The organism is Nocardioides xinjiangensis, assembly GCF_017916455.1.
In the GTDB taxonomy this organism is placed as follows: Bacteria; Actinomycetota; Actinomycetes; order Propionibacteriales; family Nocardioidaceae; genus Nocardioides; species Nocardioides xinjiangensis.
In genome coordinates this window covers 2229340-2241991 of the sequence record NZ_JAFMSY010000001.1, presented here as the reverse complement: position 1 = coordinate 2241991, position 12652 = coordinate 2229340, and the positions used below count along the sequence as shown (strand labels likewise).

Sequence of the window (12652 nt, the reverse complement as noted above, 5' to 3'; positions counted from 1 at the left end):
CCGCCGGAACCGAGGCCCGCCCTCACCGGAGGGAACCTGCCTCACTCACCGCTCGGGGGCTCAGCCGGCGGAGTTGCCCTGGCCGTCCTCGCCGGGCGTATGGGCGGTGTCGCCGCTCCCGTCGCCGCGCCCGCCGCGCCCGCCGTTCCCGTCGCCATTCCCGCCGCCGGTGCCCTGCTGCTGCGGGTCGACGGTCTTCGTGATGACCTCCGGCTGCCGCGGGACCAGCTCGAACTGCACGTCCGTCGGCTCGCCACCGAGCGCAGCCGCCTCGACGTGGTAGAACCCGACCCGAGCCCATTCGGCCCACTTCGTGCAGCCCTCGTCGGAGCGACGCGCCGACCAAGTCACGACGACCGGGGCGTCGACGGCCTGGCGGACCACGACGTCCTGCGGAGGGATCGAGGCGGGGCACTCGCGGCTGCTCCAGATGTGGTCGCTGCCGGAGGTGATGGTCACGGTCAGCGTCTCCGCCGACGCCTGCCACGTGCAGGCCTCGGTGACGACGGTGCGCAGGTTGAGCGTGATGGGGATGTCCGCGCCGCCGGCGACCGAGGTGATGGCCGGGGTGGCGACGATGTCGGACGGGGTGCACGGCCCGGTGGGCTCGGCGAGCACCGGCTCGGGCGGTGCGGTCGGCTCCGCGCGCCGGCCCTTGCGCTTCCCCTTCGTGCCGGGCTCCACCTGCGCCGTCGGGCCAGCGGTCGGCGCGGTGAGCGACTGCTCGAGCGTGGCGCCGGCCTGGGTGGCACGACCGGCCGTGTCGTCTGTGCCGTCGCCGGAGCCGCCGAGCACCCGGGCCAGCACGACGACGAGGAGGAGCGGGACGCCCAGCACGACGAGCCGTCGGGTCCAGTAGACCCGGGCCGGCAGCGGCCCACGAGGTCGTACGGTCGTCGGCATGTGGTCAGGCTAGGCACCGACCGGCCCGTCTCGGCGGAGGCGCACCGGCTCGCCTACGATCGCGGGCGATGGACGCCCCTCCCACCAGCGCGCTGCACGATCCCGTGCTCGCCTGGTACGACGAGCACGCACGCGAGCTGCCGTGGCGGGAGCGGGCGGCCACCCCGTGGTCGGTGATGGTCAGTGAGTTCATGCTGCAGCAGACTCCGGTGGTCCGGGTCCTGCCCGTCCACGCCGCGTGGCTGGAGCGCTGGCCCACCCCTGCCGACCTCGCCGCCGACGCGACCGGCGAGGCCGTGCGCATGTGGGGACGCCTGGGCTACCCGCGCCGGGCGCTGCGCCTGCACGCCGCCGCGACGGCGATCGTCGACCGGCACGGCGGCGAGGTCCCGGCGTCGTACGACGACCTGCGCGCGCTGCCCGGCGTCGGGGACTACACCGCCTCGGCGATCGCCAGCTTCGCCTTCGGGCAGCGGCACGTCGTCCTCGACACCAACGTCCGCCGCGTGCTGGCCAGGGCCGTGTCCGGGGTGGAGGCGCCCGCACCGGCGGTCACCCGGGCCGAGCGCGAGGTCGCCACCGCGCTGCTGCCCGACGACCCCGCGACCGCCGCGACGTGGGCGGTCGCGACCATGGAGCTGGGCGCACTGGTGTGCACGGCACGCCGGCCGGCGTGCGACGCCTGCCCGGTCGCAGACCTGTGCGCGTGGCGCGGCGCCGGCTTCCCCGCGTACGCCGGCCCGCCCCGCCGGGGCCAGGCGTGGGCCGGCACCGACCGCCAGTGCCGCGGCCGGATCCTCGCGCTGGCCCGGGACGCCGACTCCGTCGACGCAGCGCAGGTGGAGGCGGCCTGGCCCGACGCGGAGCAGCGCGAGCGCTGCCTGGCCGGCCTCGTCGCCGACCGGCTCCTGACGCAGATCACCCCGGGGCGCTGGGCGCTCCCGGGGTGATCTGGTGAGGCTGGGCCGTCAGTCTGCGACGGTCGGGCCGCCGGTCAGGCCTTCGGCACGTCCGCCGGACCCGTCGAGTCGTCCGGGCCGTCGCCGACCGGACCCTCGACGACCGTCTCGAGCGGCGGCATGTCGGGCACGGCCGAGTTCTTCTGGCCGCGGAAGGTGAACTTCGCCTCGACGCCCTCGCCCTCGACGTCCACGAGCACGATCTGCCCGGGGCCGACCTCGCCGAAGAGCATCTTCTCGGCGAGCACGTCCTCGATCTCGCGCTGCACCGTGCGACGCAGCGGCCGCGCACCGAGCACCGGGTCGAAGCCCCGCTCGGCGAGCAGGTCCTTGGCGGGCTGGGTGAGCTCGATCGACATGTCGCGGTCCTTGAGCCGCAGCTCCACGGCGTCGACCATGTTGTCGACCATCGCGATGATCTGCTCGCGCGACAGCGGCGGGAAGACCACGATCTCGTCGACGCGGTTGAGGAACTCGGGACGGAAGTGCTGCTTGAGCTCCTCCGACACCTTGCTCTTCATCCGCTCGTAGGAGCCCGCGGCGTCGCCCATCTGGTTGAAGCCGAGGTTGACGCTCTTGGAGATGTCGCGCGTACCGAGGTTGGTCGTCATGATGATGACGGTGTTCTTGAAGTCGACGACGCGACCCTGCGAGTCCGTCAGGCGACCCTCCTCGAGGATCTGCAACAGGCTGTTGAAGATGTCGGGGTGGGCCTTCTCGACCTCGTCGAACAGCACGACCGAGAACGGCTTGCGGCGCACCTTCTCGGTGAGCTGGCCGCCCTCCTCGTAGCCGACGTAGCCCGGGGGCGAGCCGAACAGGCGCGACACGGTGTGCTTCTCGGAGAACTCGCTCATGTCGAGCTGGATGAGCGCGTCCTCGTCGCCGAAGAGGAACTCTGCGAGCGTCTTGGACAGCCACGTCTTCCCGACGCCCGAGGGGCCGGCGAAGATGAACGAGCCACCGGGGCGCTTGGGGTCCTTGAGGCCCGCACGCGTACGACGGATCGCGCGGCTGAGGGCCTTGACGGCCTCCTCCTGGCCGATCACGCGCTTGTGGAGCTCGTCCTCCATCTTGAGCAGTCGCGTGGACTCCTCCTCGGAGAGCTTGACGATCGGGATGCCCGTGGCCACGGCCAGGACCTCGGCGATCAGCTCCTCGTCGACCTCGGCGATCTCGTCGAGGTCACCGGCGCGCCACTGCTTCTCGCGCTCGGCACGGCGGGCGGAGAGCTGCTTCTCCTCGTCGCGCAGGCGGGCCGCGGCCTCGAAGTCTTGCCCGTCGATCGCCGCCTCCTTGCGCTGGCGCACGTCGGCGATCTTCTCGTCGAACTCGCGCAGGTCCGGCGGAGCGGTCATCCGGCGGATGCGCAGTCGCGAACCGGCCTCGTCGATGAGGTCGATGGCCTTGTCCGGCAGGAACCGGTCGGAGATGTAGCGGTCGGCCAGCGTCGCCGCCGAGACCAGGGCCTCGTCGGTGATCGTGACGCGGTGATGCGCCTCGTAGCGGTCGCGCAGGCCCTTGAGCATCTCGATGGTGTGCGCGATCGAGGGCTCCTGCACCTGGATCGGCTGGAAGCGGCGCTCGAGCGCGGCGTCCTTCTCGAGGTACTTGCGGTACTCGTCGAGCGTGGTGGCGCCGATGGTCTGCAGCTCACCGCGGGCCAGCATCGGCTTGAGGATGCTGGCCGCGTCGATCGCGCCCTCGGCCGCACCAGCACCGACGAGGGTGTGGATCTCGTCGATGAACAGCACGATGTCGCCGCGGGTGCGGATCTCCTTGAGCACCTTCTTCAGGCGCTCCTCGAAGTCACCGCGGTAGCGCGAGCCGGCGACCAGCGCGCCCAGGTCGAGGGTGTAGATCTGCTTGTCCTTGAGCGTCTCGGGCACGTTGCCCTTGACGATGTCCTGCGCCAGGCCGGCGACGATCGTGGTCTTGCCGACGCCGGGCTCGCCGATGAGGACGGGGTTGTTCTTCGTGCGGCGCGACAGGATCTGCATGACGCGCTCGATCTCCTGCTCGCGCCCGATGACGGGGTCGAGCTTGCCCTCGCGGGCGGCCTGGGTGAGGTTCTGGCCGAACTGGTCGAGGACCAGCGAGCTGGACGGCGCCTCGCCACCGGAGCCGGCGGTCTGGGCGCCGGCCGTGGCCGACTCCTTGCCCTGGAACCCGCTGAGCAGCTGGATGACCTGCTGGCGGACCCGGTTGAGGTCCGCGCCGAGCTTCTGCAGGACCTGGGCCGCGACGCCCTCGCCCTCCCGGATCAGGCCGAGCAGGATGTGCTCGGTGCCGATGTAGGAGTGGCCGAGCTGGAGCGCCTCGCGGAGGGAGAGCTCGAGCACCTTTTTGGCCCGCGGCGTGAACGGGATGTGGCCGGAGGGCGCCTGCTGGCCCTGGCCGATGATCTCCTCGACCTGGGCACGCACGGCCTCCAGGGAGATGTCGAGGGACTCGAGGGCCTTGGCCGCGACGCCCTCGCCCTCGTGGATGAGGCCGAGCAGGATGTGCTCGGTCCCGATGTAGTTGTGGGAGAGCATGCGGGCCTCTTCCTGGGCCAGCACGACAACTCGCCGGGCTCGGTCGGTGAACCGCTCGAACATGTGCGCTCCTCTACGTCTGCGTGGTCCGCGGATCCGGCGCAGGCGGCCGGGGTGCGGACACTGGGCTCAACGCCCGACTCCAGCCTACGTGTTCCCCGCCCACAGCCGAGGGCGTCCGCTGACAGCGAACGTCCCCGCCTCCGGCCGGGGGCGGGGACGGACGTCTCCAGCGTCAGTGGGCGGCGTCGTAGGCCTGCTGCACCTCGGCGGAGATGCGGCCGCGCTCGGAGACCTCCATGCCCTGGGACTTCGCCCACTCGCGGACCTCCCGGGTGTGCGAGCTGCCCGAGCCGTTGGAGCCGCCGGAGGACGAGGACGACCCGCCGCTCGACCGGCGCCCGCGACGACCGCCCCCGGCGACCTTGCGGGCGTGCCCGACGTACCCGCTCAGCACCTCGCGGAGGGCGGCGGCGTTGGCGTCGTTCAGGTCGATCTCGTACGTCGTCCCGTCGAGCCCGAACGTGACGGTCTCCGTCGCCTCGCTGCCGTCGAGGTCGTCGACGAGGACGATGTTCACCTTCTGTGCCATGGCGAATTCCTTTTCCTTCGGTCACCTCATTCGGAAACGAGGAATGACGTGGTGAGAATGACGTGGTGAGAATGCTGGAACGACGCGCGGAATATGGCGCGGCGAGGCAAATGCATTTCGCATTGTGGCAGCACGGGTTTGCAGCGGGCAAAAGGGTGCGCCGTATCGCTCAGGAATTGCGTTCGAAAACCAGGCGCAGGCCCTGGAGCGTCAACCACGGGGAATGCAGGGTGAAGCACCCGCAGTCCTCGACGAGGAGCGGCGCAAGGTGCCCCGTGGAGATGACGGTGACGTCGCCTTCCGCCGCTCCGAGCTCGGCGATCATCCGTGCCACCAAACCCTCGACCTGGGCCGCGACCCCGAACACCATCCCGCTCTGCAGCGCCTCGACGGTGTTCTTGGCGATCACCGACCGCGGGCGCGCGAGCTCGACCTTGCGCAGCTGGGCGCCGCGCCGCCCCAGCGCCTCCAGCGAGATCTCGACGCCGGGGGCGATCGCGCCGCCGACGTACTGACCCCTGCCGTTGACGACGTCGAACGTCGTCGCGGTGCCGAAGTCGACCACGATGGCCGGGCCACCGTGGAGGGTCGCCGCCGCGAGGGCGTTCACGATGCGGTCGGCGCCGACCTCGCGCGGGTTGTCCATCAGCACCGGGATGCCGGTGCGCACGCCGGGCTCCACCACGACGGCGGTGACGTCGCCGAAGTGCGTGTCGAGCATCTCGCGCCACTCGTGCAGGACGGCCGGCACCGTCGAGCACACGGCGATGCCGTCGACGCCGTCGAGGTGCTCGCCCAGCAGTCCGCGGAGGAGGAGCGACCACTCGTCGGCGGTCCGGCGCTCGTCGGTCGCCACTCGCCAGTCGGCGAGCACGTCCTCGCCGTCGAGCACGCCGAGGAAGGTGTGCGTGTTGCGGATGTCCGCGGCGAGCAGGCTCATCGCTCGACCAGGTCCATGCCGAGGTCGAGGACCTCCACCGAGTGGGTGAGCGCGCCGACCGAGACGAAGTCGACGCCGGTCGCGCCGATGCGTCCGGCACGCTCCAGGGTGATCCCCCCGCTGGCCTCCAGCGGCACCCGGCCCGCCGTGCGGTGGACGGCCTCGGACATCATGTCGTCGGCCATGTTGTCGAGCAGGACGCGCTCCGGCGGCTCCGGCAGTGCGAGCAGCTCGTCGAGCTGGTCGAGGGTGGTCACCTCCACCTCGACCGGCAGTCCCGGGTGACGGCCGCGGATCGCCTCGAGCGCGGGCAGCACCCCGCCGGCGGCGATGACGTGGTTGTCCTTGACCATCGCCATGTCCTGCAGGCTCGAGCGGTGGTTGACCCCGCCGCCGCAGCGGACGGCGTACTTCTGCAGGGTGCGCAGCCCGGGCAGCGTCTTGCGGGTGTCGAGCACGCGGGTGGGCGAGCCGGCGAGCGCGTCGACCCACTGCGCGGTCGCGGTGGCGATGCCGGAGAGGTGGCACGCGAGGTTGAGCGCGGTGCGCTCGGCGACGAGCAGCCGCTGGGTCCGACCGGAGATGCGCAGGACGACGTCGCCCTCCTCGACCCGCGTGCCGTCGGGCGCGCGGCTGCTGATCGTGGCGTCGGCGCCGACCATGGCGAACGCGACCGCAGCGACGGCCAGCCCGGCTACGACCCCGGGCTCGCGGGCGGCGACGACCGCCTCGGCCCGGGCGTCCGCCGGGATCGTCGACTCGCTGGTGGGGTCGTGGTGCGGCCGCTGCGGCAGGTCCTCCATGAGCGCGCGCCCCACCACGTCCCAGACGTGGTCCTCGTCGAGGCCGGCCGCGGCGAGGTCGGCCCTGACGTCGGCGGGGACGTCCTCGATGCGCGTCATGCCGGCACCTCCACGTTCGAGGGGGTCGAGGGGGTCGAGGGATCGGTCGCGGGCGCGTACGTCCACTCGGCCGCGACGGTGCCGTCGGGCTCCAGCCACGAGTCGACGTGACCGGCCCCCGTGTCGTCGCGGTCGGGGTGGTCCTCGCGCCAGTGCGACCCGCGGGTCTCGGTGCGCAGGGCCGCGGCCTCGGCGAGGGCGGTGCTGACGGTGAGCAGGTTGGTCGTCTCCCAGGCGGGCGGGCCGACCTCCGCATCGCCGTGCTCGAGCGAGCCGAGGAACGCCAGCGCCTCGTCGAGGCCGTCGGCGTGCCGCAGCACGCCGACCCGGCTGGTCATCACCTCCTGCAGCGCCCGCCTGCGCTCGGCCGCGACGAGGCCGGCGTGGCGCTCGTCCGCGACCGGCTCGGACCACGGGCGCAGCTCAGCGGGCAGCACCTCGGCGATCCGCCGCGAGAACACCAGGCCCTCGAGCAGCGAGTTGGAGGCCAGGCGGTTGGCGCCGTGGACCCCGGAGCAGGCCACCTCGCCGGTGGCGTACAGCCCCGGGACGGTGGTTCGGCCCCACAGGTCGGTGGCGACGCCGCCGGACACGTAGTGCTGGGCGGGGGCGACCGGGACGAGCTCGCTCACCGGGTCGACCCCGTGCCGGCCGCAGACGCCGAGGATCGTCGGGAAGCGACGCTCCCACACGGCGCGGCCGAGGTGGCGGCCGTCGAGCCACACGTGCGGCCGGCCGGTCTCGCCCATGCGGCGGGTGATGGCCTTGGCGACCACGTCGCGCGGCGCGAGGTCGGCGAGCTCGTGCGTGCCGAGCATGAAGCGGTCGCCGGCGTCGTCGACGAGGTGGGCACCCTCGCCGCGCACCGCCTCGGAGATCAGCGGCTGCTGGCCCGAGGAGTCGGGGCCGAGCCACATCACGGTGGGGTGGAACTGGACGAACTCGAGGTCGCGCAGCCGGGCGCCGGCGCGGAGGGCGAGCGCCATCCCGTCGCCCGTGGAGACGCTCGGGTTGGTGGACTGGCTGAAGACCTGGCCGAGGCCCCCGGAGGCCAGCACGACGGCTCGGCAGTGCACCGCGCCGACGCCGTCGCGCCGGCCCTCACCGAGGACGTGGAGGGTCAGGCCGGCGACGCCGCCGTCGTCGCCGCGGAGGAGGTCGACGGCCAGCGCGTGCTGGACGACCCCGATCTCCGGTGCGCGCTCGACCGCTGCGATGAGCGCGCGCTGGATCTCCGCACCGGTGGCGTCGCCCCCGGCGTGGGCGATCCGGTCGCGGAGGTGGCCGCCCTCCCGCGTCAGCGACAGCTCACCGCCGGGGTGGTGGTCGAACTGCGTGCCGAGCGCGATCAGCTCGTGGACGGCCCCGGGTCCCTCGGTCACCAGCACGCGCACGGCCTCGACGTCACAGGCTCCCGCGCCTGCGACGAGCGTGTCGCGCTCGTGCTGCTCCGGGGTGTCCTCCGGCCCCAGGGCGGCCGCGATGCCGCCCTGCGCCCACTGGGTGGAGCCTGCGCCGAGGACGTCCTTGGTGACGACGAGCAGGCGCAGCGACGGATCCGCCGCGTGGATGCGCAGCGCAGCGGTGAGCCCCGCGATGCCCGACCCGACCACCACGACGTCGGCACGGGTGGTCCACCCGGGCGCGGGGGCGCGGAGCCGGCCCGGGACCGGCCGGTGCGATGTCATCCGGGCAGGCTATCGAGTCGCCGACCGGCGGATCCCTACCGGGCGACGAGGTCGCCGCGGCTCAGCGAGGTGTCGCCGAAGGTCTCCGCCGGGTCGTGGCCGGTGGCCAGGACCTTGTTGTCGGCGTCGACGAACACCACGCGCGGCTGGAGCTGCTTGGCCTCGGCCGTCTCCATCTGGCCGTAGCCGATGAGGATCACGGTGTCCCCGGGGTGCACCAGGCGGGCGGCGGCACCGTTGATGCCGATGACGCCCGAGCCCCGCTCCCCGGCGATCGTGTACGTCTCGAGGCGGGCGCCGTTGGTGACGTCGACGATGTGGACCAGCTCGCCCGGCAGCAGGTCGGCGGCGTCGAGCAGGTCCTCGTCGACGGTCACCGAGCCGACGTAGTGGAGATCGGCCTGGGTCACGGTGGCCCGGTGGATCTTGGACTTCATCATGGTGCGCAGCACCAGCTGCTCCTCTCACTGGTGGTCGAGGCCGCGTGCGCGGTCCCCGCCGGGGTCGCCCCAGGGCCGGCCTGAGGCGTGATGCGGTCGAACACGACCGGCACGTTGTCGATCAGCCGCGTGGTGCCCACCCGCGCGGCGACGAGGATGCGGCCCTCGCCGGTCTCCGGGGGCTCGCCGAGGTCGGGCGAGGTGAGCGCGAGGTAGTCCAGCTCCAGGCCCGGCTCCGACTTGAGGACCGACATCGCGGCCCAGCGCGCCGCCGGCACCCCGTAGCGCGCGCGTTCGCGCGCTGCCCGGAGCGCGCGACCGAGGGCCGTGGCCACCTGGCGCTCGTGGGCGTCGAGGTAGCGGTTGCGGCTGGAGAGGGCCAGCCCGTCCGGCTCGCGCACGGTCTCCGCGCCGACGACCTCGATGCCCAGGCACAGGTCGCGGACCATGCGGCGGACGAGGACCAGCTGCTGGTAGTCCTTCTGCCCGAACACCGCCACGTCGGGGCGGACCAGGCCGAAGAGCTTGGCCACCACCGTCAGGACGCCGTCGAAGTGGCCGGGACGCGAGGCGCCGTCGAGGATCGTGGCGAGCGCTCCGGGGGCCACGGTGACACCGTCGCGGACGGAGTCGTGGCTGAAGCCGCCGGGGTACATCTCCTCGACGCTCGGCGCGAAGACCACGTCGACCCCCTCGGCGGCGCAGACCTCGAGGTCGGCGTCGAGCGTGCGGGGGTAGCGGTCGAGGTCCTCCGTCGGCGCGAACTGCATGGGGTTGACGAAGATGCTGACGACGACCGGCCCGTCGGTGGCCTGCCGGGCCACCCGCATGAGGCTGGCGTGGCCCTCGTGGAGGGCGCCCATCGTGGGCACGAACGCGACGGCGTCGCCCGACCTGCGGGCGGCGGCGAGCAGGCCGGCGAGCTCCTCGCGGGTCGACGCGAGGACGGGAGCTGCGGTCATCGAGGGCCGGTGCCCTGCTCGACGGAGGTCTCCGCGGCCGCGAGGACGCGCAGCATCTTCGACGCGCGGATCGGCAGCAGCCGGCCGTCGGTGACGGCCCGGTCGAGGGTGGCGTGCGCCATCGCGAGGTACGACGGCAGCGTCTGCGGGGCGTCGGCGAGCAGGCCCGCGACGTGGGCGCGGACGGTCTCGACATCGCCGCGGACGATCGGCCCCGTGAGGGCGGCGTCGCCGTCCTCGAGGGCGTTGTCCAGGGCGGCGGAAAGCAGCGGGCGCAGCGTGGCGGCCGGGTCCTCGGCGCCGGCGGCGGAGAGGATCTCCATCGCCTCGGCGACCAGGGTGACGAGGTGGTTCGCGCCGTGGGCGAGTCCGGCGTGGTAGAGCGTGCGGCGGTCCTCGGGCACCCACATCGCGCGGCCGGCGAGGTCGGCGACCAGGGACTCGGCGAGGTCGCGGTCGGCCTCGTCGGCGGTGACGCCGAAGACGCAGCCGGACAGGCGCGGCAGGTCGACCTCGGTCCCGGTGAAGGTCATGGCGGGGTGCATCGCGACGGTGCGGGCACCGACGGCGCGGGCGGGCTCGAGCACCGCCAGCCCGTGGCGGCCACTGGTGTGGACGACGACCTGGCCCTCGCTGATCGCACCGCTCGCGCTCAGCATCGTGACGACGTTGGAGAGCATGTCGTCGGGGACGGTGAGCAGCAGGAGGTCGCTGCGCCGCGCCACCTCGGTCGGCTTGCCCGCCCGGACTCCGGGGAGCAGCACGTCGATGCGGGCTCGCGAGGCGTCGGACTCGCCGGCGGCGGCCACGACCTCGTGACCGGCGGAGCGGAGCGCCGCGGCCAGCACGGCGCCCACGCGCCCGGCACCGATCACGCCGACGCGGAACACGCGCACAGGCTTCGTCATGTCGACCTCTTCGTTTCAGTCCCTCGCGGGTACCGATCTACTGCGATCACCGTCGAGCCTACGCCCGCGGATTCCGCGGCGGAACCGAGCGTGACCGTGACGCACGCCACGCGTGACGCCGGGTCAGCGGCGCAGGATGCGCCGCGCCGCGGAGCTGCCGGCCAGCTGCCCGACCTGCACGAGCACCACGATCACGATCACCGCCGTCCACGTGACGACCGTGTCGAACTGGCGGAAGCCGTACTGCAGGGCGAAGTTCCCTAGGCCGCCGCCGCCGACGACCCCTGCGACCGCGGTCATGTCGACGATCGCGACGAACACGAAGGTGTAGCCCAGCACGAGCGGGCCGAGCGCCTCGGGGATCACCACGGTGCGCACGATCCGCGCCCGGCTGGCGCCGACGGAGCGGGCCGCCTCGATGACACCGGGGTCCACCGTGACGAGGTTCTGCTCCACGATGCGGCTGATGCCGAACATCGCCGCGATGGTCAGCGCGAAGATGATGGCCGGGTTGCCGATCCCGGTGCCCACGACCACGCGGGCGAGGGGTTGCGCCGCGGCGATGAAGATGACGAACGGGATCGGCCGGAAGAAGTTGACGAGCACGTTGAGCACCACGTTCACCGGTCGACTGGCGTAGAGACCGCCGCGCCGGGTCACGTAGAGCGCCAGCCCGAGCAGCAGCCCCAGCAGCCCGCCCAGGGTCAGCGTGATCGCGACCATGTAGAGCGTCTCCCAGGCCGCCGACCAGAAGAGCGGCCAGAGCTGGCCGATGTTGGTGTCGGTCATCGCGCCAGCTCCTTCAGGGGGACGAGCACTCGTACGGCGTCTACGGCGGCGTCCACGGCCGCCGGGTCGCCGTCGAGGGCGAGGGTCAGGTTGCCGAAGGTCTCCCCCTGGACCTCCTCGATCCCGCCGAAGACGAGCTCGAAGCGCACCCCGTGGTCGAGGAGGACCGCGAAGACGTCGCTCTGGCGCACCTCGTCGCCGCGGAACGCGAGCTTGACGAAGCGCCCGGCGTGCCGCTCGTGCAGCGCCGCGAGCGCCTCCGCGCCGGGCTCGTCGTCGACGATGGTCGCCACGAACCGGCGGGTGACCTGCTGCTGCGGGTCGGAGAGCACCCGGACCACAGGCCCCTCCTCGACGATGCGGCCGGCCTCCATCACCACGACGCGGTGCGCGAGGCTGCGCACGACGTCCATCTCGTGGGTGATGACCACGATGGTGATGCCCAGCTCGCGGTTGACGCGCCGCAGCAGCGCGAGCACCTCCTGGGTGGTCTCCGGGTCCAGCGCGCTGGTCGCCTCGTCGGCGAGCAGCAGCTTCGGGTTGGTGGCGAGCGCCCGGGCGATGCCGACGCGCTGCTTCTGACCGCCGGAGAGCTCCTCCACGTGGCTGTGGGCCTTGTCGGCCAGGCCGACGAAGTGCAGCAGGTCGGAGATCCGCCTGTTCTGCTCGGCCCTGGGCACGCCGGCGACCTCGAGCGGGTAGGCGATGTTGCCCCAGACCGTGCGCGAGCCGAACAGGTTGAACTGCTGGAACACCATGCCGATCCCCAGCCGCACCTCACGCAGCGCGCGCTCCCCGAGGGTGGTGATCTCCCGGCCGTCGATCCGCACGCTGCCCGAGGTCGTCGTCTCGAGCGCGTTGATGAGCCGCACCAGCGTGGACTTCCCGGCGCCGGAGTAGCCCACGATGCCGACGATCTCCCCGGCCTCGACGGCCAGGTCGACGCCACGGATCGCCTCGACGGCCGCGCCGCCGCGGGCGGCCGGGAACGTCTTGTGCACGTCGGTCATCTCGACGAGTGGCATCGCGGGC

Annotated in this window: 12 protein-coding genes; 1 reads left to right on the top strand and 11 read right to left on the bottom strand. The window is 72.8% G+C overall.

The window, feature by feature from the left end; translation table 11 throughout:
• Nucleotides 1–60: 60 nt before the first annotated feature.
• Nucleotides 61–903 (bottom strand): hypothetical protein, encoded by an 843-nt coding sequence (locus J3P38_RS10530; protein ID WP_210503511.1) that lies wholly within the window; start codon nucleotides 901–903, stop codon nucleotides 61–63.
• Between the two features lie 68 nt (nucleotides 904–971).
• On the opposite strand from J3P38_RS10530, the gene J3P38_RS10525 reads away from it, so the two are divergent.
• Complete coding sequence (locus tag J3P38_RS10525) at nucleotides 972–1853, top strand: A/G-specific adenine glycosylase (protein ID WP_210503510.1); 882 nt, start codon at nucleotides 972–974, stop codon at nucleotides 1851–1853.
• Between the two features lie 44 nt (nucleotides 1854–1897).
• Here J3P38_RS10525 and J3P38_RS10520 read toward each other — a convergent pair whose 3' ends face one another.
• From J3P38_RS10520 to J3P38_RS10475, 10 genes are all read right to left on the bottom strand, one after another.
• Complete coding sequence (locus J3P38_RS10520) at nucleotides 1898–4462, bottom strand: ATP-dependent Clp protease ATP-binding subunit (protein WP_210439698.1); 2565 nt, start codon at nucleotides 4460–4462, stop codon at nucleotides 1898–1900.
• A gap of 172 nt (nucleotides 4463–4634) precedes the next feature.
• Nucleotides 4635–4991: a histone-like nucleoid-structuring protein Lsr2 gene (locus tag J3P38_RS10515; RefSeq protein WP_210503509.1), complete on the bottom strand. Its 357-nt coding sequence runs from the start codon at nucleotides 4989–4991 to the stop codon at nucleotides 4635–4637.
• 169 nt (nucleotides 4992–5160) lie between these two features.
• Nucleotides 5161–5931, bottom strand: coding sequence for a type III pantothenate kinase (locus tag J3P38_RS10510; protein ID WP_210503508.1), 771 nt, complete (start codon nucleotides 5929–5931; stop codon nucleotides 5161–5163).
• Nucleotides 5928–6833: a carboxylating nicotinate-nucleotide diphosphorylase gene (gene nadC, locus J3P38_RS10505; RefSeq protein ID WP_210503507.1), complete on the bottom strand. Its 906-nt coding sequence runs from the start codon at nucleotides 6831–6833 to the stop codon at nucleotides 5928–5930. Before nadC ends, J3P38_RS10510 begins: the two co-directional genes overlap by 4 nt.
• Nucleotides 6830–8521: an L-aspartate oxidase gene (locus J3P38_RS10500; RefSeq protein ID WP_210439694.1), complete on the bottom strand. Its 1692-nt coding sequence runs from the start codon at nucleotides 8519–8521 to the stop codon at nucleotides 6830–6832. The genes nadC and J3P38_RS10500 overlap by 4 nt, the downstream gene beginning before the upstream one ends.
• Nucleotides 8522–8556: 35 nt before the next feature.
• Nucleotides 8557–8973: an aspartate 1-decarboxylase gene (gene panD, locus J3P38_RS10495; protein ID WP_210439693.1), complete on the bottom strand. Its 417-nt coding sequence runs from the start codon at nucleotides 8971–8973 to the stop codon at nucleotides 8557–8559.
• Nucleotides 8958–9923, bottom strand: coding sequence for a pantoate--beta-alanine ligase (gene panC, locus J3P38_RS10490; RefSeq protein WP_210503506.1), 966 nt, complete (start codon nucleotides 9921–9923; stop codon nucleotides 8958–8960). The genes panD and panC overlap by 16 nt, the downstream gene beginning before the upstream one ends.
• Nucleotides 9920–10831: a Rossmann-like and DUF2520 domain-containing protein gene (locus tag J3P38_RS10485; RefSeq protein WP_210503504.1), complete on the bottom strand. Its 912-nt coding sequence runs from the start codon at nucleotides 10829–10831 to the stop codon at nucleotides 9920–9922. The genes panC and J3P38_RS10485 overlap by 4 nt, the downstream gene beginning before the upstream one ends.
• A gap of 123 nt (nucleotides 10832–10954) precedes the next feature.
• Nucleotides 10955–11620, bottom strand: a complete 666-nt coding sequence (locus tag J3P38_RS10480; protein ID WP_210439690.1) for a methionine ABC transporter permease — start codon at nucleotides 11618–11620, stop codon at nucleotides 10955–10957.
• Nucleotides 11617–12645 (bottom strand): methionine ABC transporter ATP-binding protein, encoded by a 1029-nt coding sequence (locus tag J3P38_RS10475; protein ID WP_210503502.1) that lies wholly within the window; start codon nucleotides 12643–12645, stop codon nucleotides 11617–11619. Before J3P38_RS10475 ends, J3P38_RS10480 begins: the two co-directional genes overlap by 4 nt.
• Nucleotides 12646–12652: the final 7 nt, after the last annotated feature.

Bases quoted from the DNA above. Each gene is read 5' to 3' on its own strand.
- J3P38_RS10530 (WP_210503511.1), bottom strand. From the start codon at position 903: ATGCCGACGACCGTACGACCTCGTGGGCCGCTGCCGGCCCGGGTCTAC.
- J3P38_RS10525 (WP_210503510.1), top strand. From the start codon at position 972: ATGGACGCCCCTCCCACCAGCGCGCTGCACGATCCCGTGCTCGCCTGG.
- J3P38_RS10520 (WP_210439698.1), bottom strand. From the start codon at position 4,462: ATGTTCGAGCGGTTCACCGACCGAGCCCGGCGAGTTGTCGTGCTGGCC.
- J3P38_RS10515 (WP_210503509.1), bottom strand. From the start codon at position 4,991: ATGGCACAGAAGGTGAACATCGTCCTCGTCGACGACCTCGACGGCAGC.
- J3P38_RS10510 (WP_210503508.1), bottom strand. From the start codon at position 5,931: ATGAGCCTGCTCGCCGCGGACATCCGCAACACGCACACCTTCCTCGGC.
- nadC (WP_210503507.1), bottom strand. From the start codon at position 6,833: ATGACGCGCATCGAGGACGTCCCCGCCGACGTCAGGGCCGACCTCGCC.
- J3P38_RS10500 (WP_210439694.1), bottom strand. From the start codon at position 8,521: ATGACATCGCACCGGCCGGTCCCGGGCCGGCTCCGCGCCCCCGCGCCC.
- panC (WP_210503506.1), bottom strand. From the start codon at position 9,923: ATGACCGCAGCTCCCGTCCTCGCGTCGACCCGCGAGGAGCTCGCCGGC.
- J3P38_RS10485 (WP_210503504.1), bottom strand. From the start codon at position 10,831: ATGACGAAGCCTGTGCGCGTGTTCCGCGTCGGCGTGATCGGTGCCGGG.
- J3P38_RS10480 (WP_210439690.1), bottom strand. From the start codon at position 11,620: ATGACCGACACCAACATCGGCCAGCTCTGGCCGCTCTTCTGGTCGGCG.
- J3P38_RS10475 (WP_210503502.1), bottom strand. From the start codon at position 12,645: ATGCCACTCGTCGAGATGACCGACGTGCACAAGACGTTCCCGGCCGCC.